14 protein-coding genes are annotated in these 16,226 nt (G+C 71.1%); 6 read left to right on the forward strand and 8 right to left on the reverse strand.

Features of this window, described 5'->3' with window-relative positions:
* The 8 genes from ABZ749_RS10970 to ABZ749_RS11005 form a co-directional block, all read right to left on the reverse strand.
* A partial coding sequence (locus ABZ749_RS10970; RefSeq protein ID WP_357225965.1) for a zf-HC2 domain-containing protein occupies nucleotides 1–176 on the reverse strand: 176 nt, incomplete at its 3' end.
* Entirely contained in the window at nucleotides 173–865 is a 693-nt protein-coding gene (locus ABZ749_RS10975) for a sigma-70 family RNA polymerase sigma factor (protein WP_030488630.1), read from the reverse strand. The genes ABZ749_RS10970 and ABZ749_RS10975, both read right to left, overlap by 4 nt.
* Nucleotides 866–990: 125 nt before the next feature.
* The gene (locus tag ABZ749_RS10980; RefSeq protein ID WP_357225929.1) at nucleotides 991–1,848 is read right to left on the reverse strand and encodes a fused MFS/spermidine synthase; all 858 of its coding nucleotides are present in this window, start codon (nucleotides 1,846–1,848) and stop codon (nucleotides 991–993) included.
* An 18-nt stretch (nucleotides 1,849–1,866) separates the two neighbouring features.
* Nucleotides 1,867–2,826, reverse strand: a complete 960-nt coding sequence (locus ABZ749_RS10985; RefSeq protein ID WP_355009397.1) for a hypothetical protein — start codon at nucleotides 2,824–2,826, stop codon at nucleotides 1,867–1,869.
* Nucleotides 2,827–2,881: 55 nt separating this feature from the next.
* Nucleotides 2,882–5,356: an SMC family ATPase gene (locus ABZ749_RS10990; protein ID WP_357225932.1), complete on the reverse strand. Its 2,475-nt coding sequence runs from the start codon at nucleotides 5,354–5,356 to the stop codon at nucleotides 2,882–2,884.
* Nucleotides 5,356–6,504 (reverse strand): exonuclease SbcCD subunit D, encoded by a 1,149-nt coding sequence (locus tag ABZ749_RS10995; protein ID WP_357225935.1) that lies wholly within the window; start codon nucleotides 6,502–6,504, stop codon nucleotides 5,356–5,358. Before ABZ749_RS10995 ends, ABZ749_RS10990 begins: the two co-directional genes overlap by 1 nt.
* Before the next feature lie 18 nt (nucleotides 6,505–6,522).
* On the reverse strand, nucleotides 6,523–8,274 hold the full coding sequence (locus tag ABZ749_RS11000; RefSeq protein ID WP_357225940.1) for an ATP-binding protein: 1,752 nt from the start codon (nucleotides 8,272–8,274) through the stop codon (nucleotides 6,523–6,525).
* Nucleotides 8,275–8,422: 148 nt separating this feature from the next.
* Nucleotides 8,423–9,169 (reverse strand): pyrimidine reductase family protein, encoded by a 747-nt coding sequence (locus ABZ749_RS11005; protein ID WP_357225946.1) that lies wholly within the window; start codon nucleotides 9,167–9,169, stop codon nucleotides 8,423–8,425.
* Nucleotides 9,170–9,319: 150 nt separating this feature from the next.
* Here ABZ749_RS11005 and ABZ749_RS11010 point away from each other — a divergent pair, with 150 nt between their 5' ends.
* The 6 genes from ABZ749_RS11010 to ABZ749_RS11035 all read left to right on the forward strand — a co-directional run bounded on the left by ABZ749_RS11010 (nucleotide 9,320) and on the right by ABZ749_RS11035 (nucleotide 15,979).
* Nucleotides 9,320–9,883, forward strand: coding sequence for a plasmid pRiA4b ORF-3 family protein (locus ABZ749_RS11010; protein ID WP_357225951.1), 564 nt, complete (start codon nucleotides 9,320–9,322; stop codon nucleotides 9,881–9,883).
* A gap of 325 nt (nucleotides 9,884–10,208) precedes the next feature.
* The gene (locus ABZ749_RS11015; RefSeq protein WP_357225955.1) at nucleotides 10,209–11,498 is read left to right on the forward strand and encodes an extracellular solute-binding protein; all 1,290 of its coding nucleotides are present in this window, start codon (nucleotides 10,209–10,211) and stop codon (nucleotides 11,496–11,498) included.
* A gap of 109 nt (nucleotides 11,499–11,607) precedes the next feature.
* Nucleotides 11,608–12,579 (forward strand): sugar ABC transporter permease, encoded by a 972-nt coding sequence (locus ABZ749_RS11020; RefSeq protein ID WP_357206988.1) that lies wholly within the window; start codon nucleotides 11,608–11,610, stop codon nucleotides 12,577–12,579.
* Nucleotides 12,580–12,589: 10 nt separating this feature from the next.
* Nucleotides 12,590–13,432, forward strand: a complete 843-nt coding sequence (locus tag ABZ749_RS11025) for a carbohydrate ABC transporter permease (protein WP_357206990.1) — start codon at nucleotides 12,590–12,592, stop codon at nucleotides 13,430–13,432.
* Complete coding sequence (locus ABZ749_RS11030; protein ID WP_357225959.1) at nucleotides 13,429–14,850, forward strand: GH1 family beta-glucosidase; 1,422 nt, start codon at nucleotides 13,429–13,431, stop codon at nucleotides 14,848–14,850. Before ABZ749_RS11025 ends, ABZ749_RS11030 begins: the two co-directional genes overlap by 4 nt.
* Before the next feature lie 82 nt (nucleotides 14,851–14,932).
* A complete protein-coding gene (locus ABZ749_RS11035; RefSeq protein WP_355009408.1) occupies nucleotides 14,933–15,979 on the forward strand; it encodes a LacI family DNA-binding transcriptional regulator in 1,047 nt (348 codons plus the stop codon).
* The last annotated feature ends 247 nt before the right edge of the window (nucleotides 15,980–16,226 follow it).

A 16,226-nucleotide genomic window follows, 5' to 3' on the forward strand; every position in this document is an offset into this window, starting at 1 on the left:
GCCATCATCGTCTCGCCGTCGATGTCGGAGAGCAGCCCGACGACCGGCACCATCGTCTCCAACTCGGCCGCGCACGCCCAGCAGGTGGCGAGATGTTCCTCGAACCGCTCAGTGTCCTGCTCGTCGAGCACACCGAGCGCGTACGCCGCGACGTCCATGTGGTCCGGCCGGCTCATTCTGTCACCCCCCGCTCCTGCAGAGCCGTGCGCAGCGCGCGCAGCGCGTAGTAGACCCTCGACTTGGCGGTGCCGAGCGGCAGGCCCAACTCCTCGGCTGCCTCCGGCACCGTCCGCCCCCGGAAGTACGTCGAGATCAGAATCTCCCGGTGCGACTGACTGAGCGTACGCAGCGCGTCCGCCACCGTCATGGTGCGCAGGACCCGGTCCGTGCTGTCCGCCTCGGCGAACGCGGTGAGGTCCCGGTCGTACGTCTCCGGCGGCCGGGCCTCCTGGCTGCGGTGCTCGTCGATGGCGATGCGGCGGGCCACAGTGACCAACCACGGCCGCAACGAGCCCTGCCCCTGCGTGCCCAGCCGGTGCGCGTTGCGCCAGGCCCGCAGCAGCGTCTCCTGGACGATGTCCTCCGCGCGCTGCCGGTCCCCCCCGGTGAGGCGCATGACGAACATCAGCAACGGGCCGGCGTGCTCGGCGTAGAGCTGACGGATCAACTGGTCGGAGTGGCTGGCCTCGGTTGTCGTCGCCTGATGGCGTCCGGGCGCCGGTCGCGGCGTCACCGGACCATTCTGGCGAGTCGACGCCCGTGCGTCGACCCCTCGGGCAGACGAGGTCGACCGTGACGAGGGTCGCGCCGACAACCAGTCAGCGCGTACCGCGTCGCCATGCCAACCGGCCGCCACCGCGTGCATGCAGACCTCCGGGATGTCCGTGACCAACGCCAGCCCACGAGGTGGGCCGCCCGGTGGTACGCAGCGCCTGCCCCAGCGGATCAACAAACGACGAAAAAACTTCCCCGCCGCTGTCGTTTGGACGGTCAGCGGCGTACCGAGAACAGCCCCGGCGGTGGCGGATCGGAGCCGGTGGCGTCCGCGTCCCGAACCACCTGCGCGCCACCGACGAAGCGGTCCAGGTCGTCGCCGGCCACCACCCGGCCGGGGAACCAGTCGCCGGCGGCACGTCTGGTCAGCTCCGGCACCGGCGGTGTGGACCGCCCGGCGACCAGCACCAGATTGCCGTACCGGCGCCCACGCAGCACCGCCGCGTCCCCGACCAGACAGGCCTGCGGCAGCACCGAACGGACCGTGGCGACCTGCCCACGGGCGTGCCGCAACGGCGGGCCGTCGGCCAGGTTCGCCAGGTACCAACCGGCGGGGCGGAGCACCCGGGCCACCTCGGCGGCGTACTCCACCGACGTGAGGTGGGCCGGCGTACGCGCACCGGCGAACACGTCGGCGACCACCACGTCGTAGCTGGCCTCCCGGGAGGACGCCAGCACCGCCCTGGCGTCCTCCACCCGGACCCGCAACCGGGCATCCGACGGCCACGGCAACGCCCGACGGACCAGCTCGACCAGCGCACCGTCCACTTCGGACACCCGCTGGGTCGACCCGGGTCGGGTGGCGGAGACGTACCGGGGCAGGGTCAGGGCGCCGCCACCAAGATGCAGCACCCGCAGCGGCTCACCGGCCGGCGCGAGCAGATCCACCGCGGCAGCCAACCGCCGCACGTACTCGAACTCGAGGTGGGTGGGGTCGGTCAGGTCGACGTGCGACTGCGGCGCGCCGTCCAGCAGCAGCGTCCACGAGCCGGCCCGGTCCGGGTCCGGCACCAACTCCGCCAGCCCGGTGTCCACCTGCTCGACCACACGGTCACCCGCCCGTTTACGCCCCATCGGAACCAGTGTCCGCGCTCATCGGGCGGCGCGGGCCGCAGCGGTCAACGCGCGGTGCAGCAGCCGGGAATCGCCGAGCAGGGCCCGCAGTCGGCGCTCCAGGCCGGCGATCGGGATCAGGTTCTGCGGGGCCCGCGGATCCTTGTACGGGGTGGAGGCGAAGCGCGGCAGGGTCACCAGCGACAGGTCGGCCAGCTCGATCGCCGCCTCGACGGGCAGGTCGGCGGAGCACTCCACCCGGACGATGCCCGCCCACGGCGCGCCGGTCGCCACCGGCAGCCGCAAATACCACGACCAACCGCCCCAGGCGGTGCCGAGCCGGAACACCGGGGAGCGCTCACCCGATGCCATACCGGTCACCACAGCGGTCAGCCGGGCGTCCAGGTACTGACTGTGCTGCGTCTTGATGTAGCCCAGGGTGCGCGGCAACTGCCGACGGCTGCGCAGCGGGCCGTCCACCACCAACAGGTCACCGTCGACCCGGGCGGCGTCGGACACCGCCACCTCCAACGCGGTCAGCGGGCCCTGCACGGCGGCCGGCAACTTCGCCAGCTCACCGGTGCCACCCACCCGGTGCACCGGGTAACGGATCGCGCCCGCCACCACGTCCTGCGCCGACGGGCTCGCTGTGAACAGGCCCCGACCAACCCGGGTGCCCGCCAACTGCGCCGCACCCCGCCCCAGGTCACACCGGACCACCCCGGCCGCGTACGAGGCAGCCAACCCGGGGAACGACAGGCCGTCGGTCTCCGCCGTCCAGATGCTGGCGTCGATGCGCCGAACCCCGTCGACGAGCAACACCACGTCCGGCGCCCGCACCCCGGGGCGTACCCCGATCGCCCGCCAGTCCACGGCGGGCAACTCGACGTCCGCGTCGACCTGGGCACTGCTCGGCGCGGCCGGCCCGGCGGTCGACGCCTCGAACGACGCCCCGTACGCCGGATCCCACGAATCCACGAAGAACGCGGCGTCGCTCACCGGGCCGGCCCCTCGTCAGCGACTGCGCTGCTCCCGTACGCCGCACTCCTCGCGCTCACCGGCCGGTCCGTTCGATGCGTGACGAGCGCGCGTCCTTGCGCACCTCGAACCGGACCGGGATCCGCTCGGCCAGCGCCGGAACGTGGGTGACCACACCGACCATCCGATCGCCCCGGGCCGCCAGGTTCTCCAGGGTCGCCGCCACCGTGTCCAAGGTGGCGGCGTCGAGCGTGCCGAAACCCTCGTCCAGGACGATCGACTCCAGGCTCGCTGCCGTGGTCGACATGCCGGCCAACTGCTCGGAGAGCGCCAACGCCAACGCCAGCGACGCCTGGAACGTCTCACCGCCGGAGAGGGTGCGCACGCCCCGGCGCAACCCCGCGTCGTGGTGGTCGACCACCACGAACTCGCCCTTGTCGTGCACCAGCTCGTACTGACCGGAGGAAAGCTCCCGCAGGATCCCCGACGCGCCGTCGACAAGCAGGTCCAACGCCTCGGCCAGCAACCACCGCTCGAAGTTGTTGGCCCGCAGGTGCCCGGCGAGCGCGCGCGCCACCTGCGCCTCCCGCTCGTGGCTCGCCCGCTGCTCGCGCAACGTACCGGCCTGCTCGCGACGCTCGTGCAGCCGCCGCCGGTCGGCGTCGGCCCGCTCCACCGCCACCGTCGCCGCGTGCACCGGGTCGTCCCCCACCGGCACGTCGGCGGCGGCGAAGATGCCAGCGATGCCCCGCTGCACCCCGTCGGCCACCGACTCGGCCTCCGCGACGGCGTCGGCCCGACCGGCCCGCTCGGCGCGGCGGAGGTCCGCCTCGGTGGTCGCCCACCCGGTCAGCGCCGCCCACGCGGCGGCCACGTCGTCCCGGTCGGTAGCCGGAGGGCCGAACCGGGCCAAACCGTCACGGGCGGTGTCGAATGCCCGCCACGCCGCCCGCAGCCGCTCCTCGGCGGCGTCCACCCCGGCCCGGGCCTGCCGAGCGGCCTCACGGCCAGCCCGGACCGCTGTCGCCGCCTCCTCCAGCGCGCGCCGCAACCGGGCGTGCTCGGCCAACTCCCGGCGCAGCACGGCCGGCTCGGCCGCGCCGGAGAGCTGCCCGTCCAGCTCGGCCAGCCGGGCCTCCATCTGCTCCTGGCGCGCTCGCGCCTGCACCAGCAGCCGCTCCAGCTCCCGCGCCGCCGTGTCCCGCTCCTGCACCGTCGCCTGCGCGGCCTTCGAAGCGGCCCGCGCCGCCTTGCCCGCCGCCGTCGCGGCGGCCACCGCCGAATCGGCCGGCACCGCCGGCACCTCGGCCACCGGCTGCTCGCACACCGGGCACGCCGCACCGGCATGCAGGTGCACCCGCAGGCTCACCGCCAGATCGGTGGCCTTCGCCTCCTCGTGCGCCCGGAAGGCCGCCTCCAACTCGGCGTCGGCCCGCTCGGCGACCACCCGTGCGGCGGCCAGCGCCGCCACCGCGGCGGCGTGCTCGTCATTCGCCGCGCGCACCGTCGCCCGGACCGTCTCGGCCTCGCCGGACAGCCGATCCCGATCGTCGTACGCCCGCAGCTGCAGTCGCAGCGCGCTCTCGTCACCGGCGGCGGCCAGCTCGCCGCGCAGCTTGTCCTCCCGCTCCTCGGCCAGCGACACCCCGGCCGCCGCCGCCTCGGCGTCGGCCCGCGCCGCTGCCACCGCGCGAGCGACAGCGGTCACCCCACCCGGCGCGCGCACCCCGGTCAGCACTGTCAGCTCGTCGTCCAGCGCGGTCAACGCCGCCGCGGCCTCCCGTGCGGTGACCCGGGCCGCCGCCAGCTCCGGCACCGCCTCGGCCACCGCCGCCGCCAGCTCGGCCATCCGGTCGACCCGGGCGTCGGCCTCGGCCAACGCCTCGTCGTCCACGCCGGTCAACCCGGCGAGCACCTGGTCGACCGCCTCCAGCCGGGCCTCCGCCTGCGCGGCGCGCGCCGTCGCCTTCTTCTGCACGTCCTCGTAGACGCCGAGGCCCAGCAGGTTGACCAGGATCTGTTGCCGGGTCGCCGGCTTGGCGTGCAGGAAGTCGGCGAACTGCCCCTGTGGCAGCACCACACAGCTGGTGAACTGCTCGTACGGCAGCCCGACCGCCTCCAGCACCGCCTGCTCCATCTCGGCGGGGGTGCCGGCCACCACCTCGCCGAGGTCGTCCGGGCTCAGACCGGTGTCCAATTTGGTCACGTCGAAACCGGCCGGCATCAGCTGCAACCCGGCGTTCGCGGTTTTCACGTTGCCCCGGCCGTCCCGGCGGACCACCCGGGTCGCCACGTAACGGGCGCCGCCGGACTCGAAGACCAACCGCACCCGCGCCTCGGTCGCCGACGGCGCGAGCGCGTTCGCCAACCCCCGGGCGCCACCCCAGCGGGGCACCATGCCGTACAGGACGAAGCAGATCGCGTCCAGCACCGTCGACTTGCCCGAACCGGTGGGGCCGATCAGCGCGAAAAAGTCGGCGTCGGTGAAGTCGACAGTGGTCTCGTCCCGGAAGACCGTGAAGCCGGCCATGTCCAACCGCATCGGACGCATCAGTGCTCGACCTCCTCGAAAAGCTCGTCGAAGAGCTCCCGGACACCCTCGTCGGCGTGACCCCGGCTGTCCAGGTAGTCGGCGAACAACTCCCGGGGCGAACGCCCCGACCGCTGCGCGATGCGCGCGCCGCTGCCCGGCGCGGCCAACAGCTCCGGGTCGATCCGGATCTCCAGGGCCCGGGGGAGCAGCTCCTGGATCTCCTCGCGCAGGCCGGCGCGGGGTTGCTCCCGCACGTACACCCGCAGCCACGCGTCCGGTGCCTCGATCTCGGCGAGCTGCGCCAGGGTGCCGCGCACCGTCCGCAGCGCGCTCGCCGCCGTCACCGGCACCTCCCGCACCCGGGCGGCCGTGCTGGCCGTCACCTCGACCACCGTCACCGAGGGGATGTTCTCCTGCTCACCGAAGTCGACAGCGAGCGGGCTGCCGCTGTACCGCACCGGGCACGGGCCCGCTACCCGCTGCGCCCGGTGCAGATGACCCAGCGCCACGTAGTGCGCGGTGGCCGGAAAGACGGTGGCCGGAACGGCGTAGCCCAACACGGTGTGCGCGTCGCGCTCGCCACCACCGGTGGCCGCACCGGTCACCGTCAGATGCGCGGTGACCAGGTGCACCCGGTCCGGTTCGGTGAAACCCTCGGTCAGTCGCCCCAGCACCCGGCCCAGGTGGTCGGCGTACGTCTGGTTGGTCTCCGCGGCGGTCAGCTCGTACATCTCCAACGCGCGCACCGCGTACCGCTGGGACAGGAACGGCAACGCGGCCAGCCGCCACCGCTCGCCACCGGCGGTGGTGCCGTCGATGACGTGCTCGTCCGGGTTTTCCCGCACCCCGCCGCGCAGCGTGATGCCGGCGGCATCGGCCCACGGACGCAACGCGTCCAGCGCCGGGCCGTTGTCGTGGTTGCCGCCGATCGCCACCACGTCCGCGCCGGTACGCCGCAACGCCGTCAACGCCCTGGTGACCAGGCGGGTCGCCTCCGAGCTGGGCGCGGCGGTGTCATAGAGGTCACCGGCGACGATCACCAGATCCGGCTGTTCCGCACGGGCGATCTCGATCACCCCGGCCAGCACGGCCTTGTGCTCGTCGGCCCGGGACTGCCCCTTGAGCACCTTTCCCACGTGCCAGTCGGAGGTGTGCAGGATCTTCATGGCTGTGCCGGCCCCTAGCTAGAACGGGATGTCGTCGTCGGTGCCGCCGCCGGAGCCCACCACGGCGAACGGGTCGGCGGACTGGGTGATCGAGCGCAGCGTCTCCGATGGTGCCCGGCCCGCCTCGGAGACCCGGGTGGCCCAGGCCGGGAACGGGAACTCCAGGCAGAGCGGCACCGGAATGTCCGGCTGGTTGACGAACATGGTGCCCGGCTTGGCCAGCAACGCCCGCTGGCGCTGCGCGGGCGGCAGGAAGCCGTACTCCGGGCGGGACGCCTCGGCCGGGTCGAGCCGGCCGACCACCCGGATCGCCGAGTTGGTGACGATCCGCCGCTCCACCTCGCTCGCCGTCTGCTGCGCGCCGATCAGGATCACCCCGAGCGAACGGCCCCGCTCGGCGATGTCCAGCAGGACCTCCTTGATCGGCGAGGAGCCCTCCCGGGGGGCGTACTTGTTGAGCTCGTCGAGGACGACGAAGAGCAGCGGCTTGGCGGTGCCGGACTTCTCCTTGCGCTCGAACTCGCTCTTGAGCGTCACACCGACCACGAACCGCTGCGCGCGGTCGGGAAGGTTGTGCAGGTCGACCACTGTCACCTGGGCCGACTCGCTCGTGTTGATGGAGTGGGGGCGGCGGGTGGCGAGGTCGCCACGGATCAGCCGGGCCAGGTCCTTCTTGCTGCCGATCAACCGCCGGGCGAACGCGTTGACGGTGCCCAGCCCCACAGCGCTACCCGCCCAGTCAGAGCGGGTCTCGTCGTCGTTGAGCTGATCGACGATGTGGTCGACCAGATCGCCGTAGGAGCCGAGCCGCACCCCGTCGATGCTCACTCCGCCGTCGGCGGGCTGGGCGTAGCGGGCCAGGTGCGCGGCCACCGAGTGGACCACCATCGTGTACTGCTGGCGCTCGTCGTCGGCGTCGGCGAAGACGTACGGCAGCAGGCGGTCGGTGCAGAACTCGCTCAACGTCCAGTAGAACGCGTCGACCCCGGTGAGCCGGCTGCTCACATCCGGCGTGCCGGCCGAGTCACCGACCCGGGGCGGGGCGTACACCCGCACGTCGGGGAAGGCACCAGCGCTCAACCCGAGCTTCGCGTACGCGGCGCGGGTGGGCTCGTCGAGGCGGGTGTTCGGGTGGTCAAGGAAGAGCAGATCCTCGCCCTTGACGTTGAAGATCAGCGCCTTGGCGTTGACCGCGTCGCCGCCCAGCACGCCGGAGCGGAACACCGAGTAGAGCAGGAAGGTGGCGAAACTGGTCTTGGTGGCCACCCCGGAGATGCCGGAGATCGAGACGTGCGCGCCCCGGCTGCCGTCGAGAAAGTCGGCGTTGAGGTAGACCGGAACCCCGTCCCGACCCATCCCCATCGGGATGCGCCGCTCCATCCGGTCGAAGTGCAGCGCGCGGGCCCGGGCGTCACCCTCGGCCCGGTGCACCACAGCGCCCGGGGTCGGCGGCACGTACAGCTCCGGATCGACCCGGGTGGTGGTCACCTCGGCCGCCTCCTGCACCTGCGCGGGCAGCGTGCCGTCGGCGATGGCGAACACGTCGGACTCGAACTGGGCGCCCTCGTGCCGAGCGCGGACCTGGGTGACCACCCCGGCGATCGTCACCGGCTCCCGGTCCGGCAGCTCGCGCCGGGTGACCACCACGTCGTCGAGCTGGAGGTAACTGCCCGGCGCGACGGCCGTCCAGAACTGCAACGGGGTGGCGTCGGCGGTGCCCAGCACGCGGCCGACCACCGCGCCCGGGCTGTCGAGCTCGGCGTCGGTCATCGGGCGGCTCGGGTCGGTCGGGCATCACGGTCGGCGCGCATGCAGTGCATCCTGCCCGAGGAGTACGACAGGTCGCCACGCGACGCGGCGGACGACACCATGCGCCGTCACACTCACAACGGTAGGTGTGTGCCCCGGCGACGGCGGGTTACGGGCGGGCGTGGCGGAGCATCAGGACGCCGTCGTCGGAGGCGAGCACGTGGCGCAGTGTCAGGTGCCGGGGCGGTGCGGTGTCGCCGGCGGTGATCCGGCCGGGGCCGGGCCCGGCCAGCAGCGGCGAGACGGTGAGGCACAGCTCGTCCACCAGGTCGGCGGCGGTGAGCGCGCCGAACAGGTGCGGACCGCCCTCGCAGAGCAGTTGGGTGAGCCCACGGCGGTGCAGCTCGGCGAGACCGGCGGCCAGGTCGACCCGCTCGGCGCCGCAGCGCAGCACGTCGGCGACGTCGGTCAGGCCGGGCGGGGGATCGGCGTCGGCGTGGGTGAGCACCACCGGGCGGGTCGGCGCGTCGGCGAAGGCGGCCTGCGCCGGGTCCAGGTCGAGGGAATGGGAGACGACCACCAGCGTCGGGTACTCTGCCAGCCCGTTGGCCAGACGCCAGGCTCGGCGGCGCTCGTTGAGCCGGACCGCCCGGTACTTCTCGTGGCGCAGTGTGCCGGCGGCCACCACCAGCGCGTCGCAGACCATCCGCAGCAGACCGAACACCCGCTTGTCCGGCTCGCCGGAGAGCCCGGCCGAGTAGCCGTCCACGGTCACTGCGCCGTCCAGGCTGGCCACGAAGTTCACCCGCAGTCGGGGCTCGTCGGCGCGGCCGTAGAGGGCGGTCAGCGCGGCGTCGTCGAGCGGCTGCGTCGACGGCTCGGGCCAGAGCCGTCGGATCGGAATTCCGACGGTCATTCGTCGGCCGGACCGGTGACCGGAGGGGTGGGTTCGGCGGTACGGTGCTGGCAGTCGCACCAGTTCCGGCCCGGGCAGTCGTCGTGTCGCCGGGCCCGGCACGCTCGGCAGATCATGCTCGCAGCCTAAGCCGCGGGAGGACAGGACAGCATGGCGCGTCAGATCTTCCAGCTGAAGATGTCCCTCGCCGGGACCCGCCCGCCGGTGTGGCGCCGGGTTCTCGTGCCGGCCGGCTACACGCTGGATCGGCTGCACCGGGTGGTGCAGCACGCGATGGGTTGGCGGGACTGCCACCTGCACTCGTTCGAGATCGACGCGGTGCAGTACGGCGAGCCGGACGCGGACGGGGAGTTGGGGTTGCGCGACGAGCTGGACGTGCGGCTCGACGCGGTGCTCGGCAAGGGCAGCCGGTTCTCCTACACGTACGACTTCGGCGACTGGTGGGAGCACGACCTGGTCGTGGAGGACGCGTTGACGGCCGACCCCGACGAGCGGTACCCGGTCTGCGTGGCCGGGGAGCGGGCCTGCCCGCCGGAGGGTGTCGGCGGGTCGTTGGGCTACCAGGCGCTCCTGGAAGCCGTGGACGACGAGAGCGACACGGCCGACCTGGTCAGCTCCCGCCACGCGATGCTGCGCGACTGGGCGGGTTCGACCTTCGACCCGTCCCGCTTCGACCCCACCCGCGCGACCACGCTCCTGCGCCACTTCTGCTGATCCACCACCCACCCCACCGCTGCCGCACCCGAGCGAGCGTTGTCGATCAAGAGGTTTGCGTCAGCTGGGCTCCGCTCTCTGACCGAAACTTCTTGATCACCCCGGTGGGGCGGGGGGTGTGGTTGGGGTTGGTGCGGTGGGAGTGGTCAGCGGTAACGATCTGGGAACGCTCCCAACGTCCTATTGACACTCCCGTTACCCGCCGGCAATCTCATGGGAGCGCTCCCGGAGGTGGCATGGGTCACTCACGCATCCCCGGCCTGGCGCGATGAGACACCCCCCACCACAACCACCCAGCCTCACCACCGGAAAGAGGGGTCAGCGCATGAGTGTCACCACGCGGCGTACCCGCCTGGCGGCCGCTGCCCTGGCCGCGATCACCGCAATCGGCGGACTCGCGGCCTGCGGCAACGACGACGACAAGCCAGCGGCCGGCGAAAAGCCCGCCAAGTTGGTCGTCGACACCTTCGGCGAGATGGGCTACGACGAGCTCGTCAAGCAGTACGAGAAGGACACCGGCATCAAGGTCGAGCTGCGCAAGACCGCGCAGCTCGGTGAGTACCGGCCGAAGCTGGTCCGCTACCTGGCCACCGGCAAGGGCGCGGCGGACGTCACCGCCCTGGAAGAGGGCATCCTCAACGAGTTCAAGCCCAACGCGCGTAACTGGGCCGACCTCGCTCCGCTGGTCGCCGACCACTCGAAGGAATACCTGCCCTGGAAGTGGGAGCTGGGCAAGGCGCCGGACGGTCGACTGATCGGCCTGCCGACCGACGTCGGCAGCCTCGCCGTCTGCTACCGCAAGGACCTGTTCCAGGCGGCCGGCCTGCCCACCGAGCGCGACCAGGTGTCGGCCCTCTGGCCGGACTGGAAGGGCTTCCACGACGCCGGTCTGAAGTACAAGCAGGGCAGCGGCGGCAAGGCGTTCATCGACTCGATCACCGCCGTCTCCAACGGTGTGCTCTTCCAGGGCAACGGTGACCTGTTCTACGACAAGGAAGACAACATCATCGCGGACACCAGCCCCGCGGTGAAGAACGCCTGGGACACCGCCACCTCGATGGCGGACATCTCCGCCAAGGCGTCCACCTGGTCGCCGGAGTGGTCGGGTGGCTTCAAGCAGGGCACCTTCGCTGCCACCTTCTGCCCGTCGTGGATGCTCGGCATCGTGTCGGACAACTCCGGTCCGGCCAACAAGGGCAAGTGGGATGTCGCGTCCGTGCCGGGCGGCGGCGGTAACTGGGGCGGCTCGTGGCTCGCGGTTCCGGCGCAGAGCAAGTACCCGAACGAGGCGGCGAAGCTCGCCGAGTACCTGACCAACGCGAAGAGCCAGGTCGAGGCGTTCAAGCTCAAGGGCCCGCTGCCCACGAACCTGGAGGCGCTGAAGAACGAGGCGTTCATCAGCTACACCAACGAGTACTTCAGCAACGCGCCGACCGGCAAGATCTTCGGCGAGAGCGTCGCCAAGATTCAGCCGACCCACCTGGGCCCGAAGCACCAGGCGGTGAAGGAGAACGCGCTCGAGCCGGCTCTGCGGGCGTTCGAGAACGGGCAGGCCGACAAGGCGAAGGCCTGGGAGCAGTTCACGAAGGACGCAAAGACTCAGGGTGCCTTCTGAGTGATTCCCTGCCGGTGGCGTTCGGGGCTTCCCGGACGCCACCGGCCGGTCCCCTCCGCGTAGCGCCCTGCGCGAGGGCCCCCGGGCCTCGCCGGAAAAGGAAATTCGCATGAGCCTGTCGGCCACGACGGCACGGCCGTCGCCAGCAGCACCGCCTTCTCCCGACGTCGATCGCCAACGTCGACGGGGAAGATTACTCAACCGCCTCGATGTCAAGTACTCGCCGTACCTCTACATCGCCCCGTTCTTCCTGATCTTCGGTGTGTTCGGGCTGTACCCGATGGTGCGTACCGCCTGGATGTCGCTGCACGACTGGGACATGATCGGCGACCACACGTTCATCGGCTTCGACAACTACACCCGGCTGGTGTCCGACGAGTACTTCTGGAACGCGCTGGTCAACACGTTCGGCATCTTCGCCCTGTCGACCATCCCGCAGTTGTTGCTCGCCCTCTTCCTGGCGAACCTGCTCAACCGGACCCTCCTGCGCGCCAAGACCTTCTTCCGGATGGCCATCTTCATGCCGAACGTGGTGTCGGTGGCCGCGGTCGCGATCGTCTTCGGGATGCTGTTCCAGCGGGAGTTCGGTCTGTTCAACTGGCTGCTCAGCTTCGTCGGTGTCGACCCGGTCGACTGGGACGGGCACCGGTGGAGTTCCTGGACGGCCATCTCCTCCATGGTCAACTGGCGGTGGACCGGGTACAACACCCTGATCCTGCTCGCCGGCATGCAGGCGATCCCGAAGGACCTCTACGAGGCCGCGGAGATCGACGGCGCCGGCCCGTGGCGACAGTTCTGGCAGATCACCCTGCCGATGCTCAAGCCCACCTTCATCTTCGTGGTCATCCTGTCCACGATCGGCGGCATGCAGCTCTTCACCGAGCCCCTGCTCTTCGGCAACGGCAACATCATCGGCGGCAACCAGCGGGAGTTCCAGACGCTGGCCATGTACATGTACGAGATGGGCATCGTGAACCTGAACACCGCCGGCTACGGAGCCGCGGTCGCCTGGGCGATCTTCATGATCATCATCGTGGTGTCGCTGTTCAACTTCCTACTCGTCCGCCGCTCGGCGAAGTGAGGAGAGATCGATGATCTCGGCTTCCCAGCGCCTGTGGCGCACCAGCCCGCTGACCTACCTGGCGCTCGTCCTGGCGGCACTGCTGTCGATCTACCCGTTCTACTACATGCTGGTGATCGGCAGCCGCAGCCTGGACAACATCAACGACGTGCCGCCGCCGCTGACCCCCGGTGGCGCGTTCGGTGACAACTTCCAGCGGGTGCTCGACAACGACGCCGCCAACTTCCTCACCGGCATGATGAACTCGATCATCGTCTCCTCGGTGGTCACCCTGTCGGTGGTGCTCACCGGTTCGCTGGCCGGGTTCGCCTTCGCCAAGCTGAAGTTCCGCGGCAGCAACGCCCTCCTGCTGGCGATCATCGTCACCATGATGATCCCGACCCAGATGGGGCTCATCCCGCTCTGGGGCATGATGCAGGACCTGGGGTGGTACGACACGCTCTACGCGGTCACCGTGCCGTTCCTGGTCACCGCCTTCGGCGTGTTCATGATGCGGCAGTACGCCAGCCAGGCGATCTCCGACGAGCTGATCGAGGCCGGTCGCGTCGACGGGGCCAGCACGTTCCGGATCTACTGGAGCATCGTGCTGCCCGCGCTGCGTCCCGCCGCCGGCGTGCTCGGTCTGCTGACCTTCATGGAGACCTGGAACTCGTTCCTCTGGCCGTACGCCATCCTCACCCCGGAGAACCCGACCCTCCAGGTCTCGCTCTCCTTCCTCTCGTACGCCTACTACACCGACTACTCCCAGGTGTTCGCCGCCACGGCGATCGGCACCATCCCCCTGGTAATCGTCTTTCTCGTGTTCGGCCGCCAGATCATCGGCGGGATCATGGAAGGTGCCGTCAAGTCGTGAGCAACCCCGCCAGCCCACCCGCCGTCGATGTCCTCGACGAGCGTCCCGGGCTGACCTTTCCACCCGGATTCCTCTGGGGGGCCGCGACGGCGGCATACCAGATCGAGGGGGCGGCAGCCGTGGACGGCCGCACCCCGTCGATCTGGGACACCTTCAGCCACACCGACGGTCGGGTCCTCTTTGGGCACACCGGCGATGTGGCGTGCGACCACTACCACCGCCTCGGCGAGGACGTCGCGCTGATGGCCGAGCTGGGCCTCAAGTCGTACCGTTTCTCGGTCTCCTGGTCCCGGGTGCAGCCCGGCGGCGTCGGCGCGGCCAACCCGCAGGGCCTGGACTTCTACCAGCGACTCGTCGACGAGCTGCTGGCCAACGGCATCGAGCCGTGGCTCACCCTCTACCACTGGGATCTGCCGCAGCCGCTCGAAGACGCCGGCGGTTGGCCGGCCCGGGACACCGCGGCCCGCTTCGCCGACTACACGAGCCTGATGGCCGACGCGCTCGGTGACCGGGTGCGCTACTGGACCACGCTGAACGAGCCGTGGTGCTCGGCGTTCCTCGGCTACGGCTCCGGCGTGCACGCCCCCGGCCGCACCGACGGAGCGGACGCGGTGCGCGCCGGCCACCACCTGATGCTCGGTCACGGCCTGGCCGTGCAGGCGCTGCGGGCCGCCCGGCCGGGCGCCGAGGTGGGCGTGACAGTCAACCTCTACCCGGTCGACCCGGCCAGCGACAGCCCCGCCGACGTGGACGCGGCGCGGCGTATCGACGGGTTGGCCAACCGGTTCTTCCTGGACCCGCTGCTGCGGGGGTCGTACCCGGAGGACCTGGTGGCCGACCTCAGCACGGTGACCGACTTCGAGCACGTGCACGACGGCGACCTGGCGACCATCTCCACGCCGCTGGACCTGGTCGGGGTCAACTACTACAGCCGGCACGTGGTCGCCGCGCCGGTCGAGGGCGTGGAGGCCGACCCGGCCCCCTCGTGCTGGCCGGGCAGCGAGGACGTCCGGTTCGTCACCCGTGGCGTTCCGGTCACGGACATGGGCTGGGAGATCGACGCCCCGGGTCTGACCGAGACGCTGCGCCGGGTGCACGACTACACCGAGCTGCCCCTGTACGTCACCGAAAACGGCTCCGCGTTCGTCGACTCGGTGGTCGACGGGCAGGTCGACGACGTCGATCGGCTGGCCTACTTCGACGCCCACCTGCGCGCCGCCCACGAGGCGATCGACGCCGGAGTGCCTCTGCGGGGATACTTTGCCTGGTCGCTGATGGATAATTTCGAATGGGCCTGGGGTTACACCAAGCGGTTCGGCATGATCCACGTCGACTACGACAGTCAGGTCCGCACCCCCAAGTCCAGCGCCAAGTGGTACGCCTCGGTGATCCGGCGCAACGGTCTGGCCGCACAATAGGCTCGGGCCAGCCATCAGGACGGCCCCGGCGTCCACCTCCCGCAGGTGGCGCCGGGTCCGCCCGCCGTCGGAGGAGCACACGATGACAACGCAGCGCACCCGGTCGCTCGGGCGCCCGACCCTCGACGCGGTCGCGGCGCGTGCCGGCGTCGGCCGGGGCACAGTCTCCCGCGTGGTCAACGGCTCGCCCCAGGTCAGCCCGGAGGCCCGCGCCGCGGTCCAACAGGCCATCGCAGAGCTGGGGTACGTGCCGAACCGGGCCGCCCGTGCGCTCGTCACCCAGCGGACCGACTCCGTCGCGCTGGTGGTCTCCGAATCCGGCGAGCGGGTCTTCACCGAGCCGTTCTTCGCCTCGATCGTGCGGGGGATCAGCTCGGGGCTGCTGGAGACGCCGATGCAGCTCTGGCTGGCCATGGCCCAGTCGCCGGTGGAACGGGAGCGCGTCGAGCACCACCTCACCAACCAGCACGTCGACGGCGTACTACTGCTGTCGTTGCACGACTCCGACCCGCTGCCGACGCTGCTGGAGGAGCGCGGCCTGCCCGCCGTGCTCGGCGGTCGGCCCGCCCGGATGCTGCAACCCGGCGCCCAACCGGCCTGGTTTGTCGACGTGGACAACGTTGGCGGGGCCCGGCAGGCGGTGGAGTACCTGGCGAGACAGGGCCGGCGACGCGTCGCCACCATCGCCGGTCCGCAGGACATGGGTGCGGGGCTGGCCCGTCTGGCTGGCTACACCGATGCGGTCAAGGCCACCGGCGCCAGCGTCAACCCCGACCTGATCGCGTACGGCGACTTCAGTGAGGGTAGCGGCGCGGCCGGAATGCGCCGACTGCTGGATGTCTGCCCGGACCTCGACGCGGTCTTCGTCGCGTCCGACCTCATGGCGTTCGGCGCGCTGCGTACCCTGCGTGAGGCCGGCCGGCGTGTGCCCGAGGACGTCGCGGTGATCGGCTTCGATGACGCGACCATCGCCCGACAGGCTGAGCCGCCGTTGACCACTGTCTTCCAGCCGGTGGAGGAGATGGGCCGGCAGATGGCCCGCCTGCTGGTGGCCCGGATCCGTGGCGAGGAGCTACCCGCCTCCCACATCCTCCTGGACACCCAACTGATCCACCGAGCCTCCGCCTAACCCCACCCCCACCCCACCCCGCAGCGCCCCGCGCCCAGCGTGTGTCGATCATGGGGTTGGCCTGGACATTTCCGGCATCCCAGCCCGCCAACCTCATGATCACGAAGGCCGGCGGGGAAGATCGCGCTCGATCCTGGATCTAGTGGCTTCCGGGCGCCCGCACATTCGAGAGGTACTTGGTGAAGTTGTCGGTGGTGCCCGACTCGTCCGAACGGTGGACGGTCTGGATCGTGGTCGCCGGGAGCTT

The sequence above is a fragment of the Micromonospora sp. NPDC047753 genome, from assembly GCF_040642735.1.
Lineage (GTDB): Bacteria > Actinomycetota > Actinomycetes > Mycobacteriales > Micromonosporaceae > Micromonospora.

What these genes read in the sequence shown, in the direction of transcription:
- ABZ749_RS11035 (WP_355009408.1), top strand. Translation starts at nt 14,933, where the DNA reads ATGACAACGCAGCGCACCCGGTCGCTCGGGCGCCCGACCCTCGACGCG.
- ABZ749_RS10980 (WP_357225929.1), bottom strand. Translation starts at nt 1,848, where the DNA reads ATGGGGCGTAAACGGGCGGGTGACCGTGTGGTCGAGCAGGTGGACACC.
- ABZ749_RS10995 (WP_357225935.1), bottom strand. Translation starts at nt 6,504, where the DNA reads ATGAAGATCCTGCACACCTCCGACTGGCACGTGGGAAAGGTGCTCAAG.
- ABZ749_RS11020 (WP_357206988.1), top strand. Translation starts at nt 11,608, where the DNA reads ATGAGCCTGTCGGCCACGACGGCACGGCCGTCGCCAGCAGCACCGCCT.
- ABZ749_RS11005 (WP_357225946.1), bottom strand. Translation starts at nt 9,169, where the DNA reads ATGACCGTCGGAATTCCGATCCGACGGCTCTGGCCCGAGCCGTCGACG.
- ABZ749_RS11015 (WP_357225955.1), top strand. Translation starts at nt 10,209, where the DNA reads ATGAGTGTCACCACGCGGCGTACCCGCCTGGCGGCCGCTGCCCTGGCC.
- ABZ749_RS11000 (WP_357225940.1), bottom strand. Translation starts at nt 8,274, where the DNA reads ATGACCGACGCCGAGCTCGACAGCCCGGGCGCGGTGGTCGGCCGCGTG.
- ABZ749_RS11010 (WP_357225951.1), top strand. Translation starts at nt 9,320, where the DNA reads ATGGCGCGTCAGATCTTCCAGCTGAAGATGTCCCTCGCCGGGACCCGC.
- ABZ749_RS10990 (WP_357225932.1), bottom strand. Translation starts at nt 5,356, where the DNA reads ATGCGTCCGATGCGGTTGGACATGGCCGGCTTCACGGTCTTCCGGGAC.
- ABZ749_RS10975 (WP_030488630.1), bottom strand. Translation starts at nt 865, where the DNA reads ATGCACGCGGTGGCGGCCGGTTGGCATGGCGACGCGGTACGCGCTGAC.
- ABZ749_RS11025 (WP_357206990.1), top strand. Translation starts at nt 12,590, where the DNA reads ATGATCTCGGCTTCCCAGCGCCTGTGGCGCACCAGCCCGCTGACCTAC.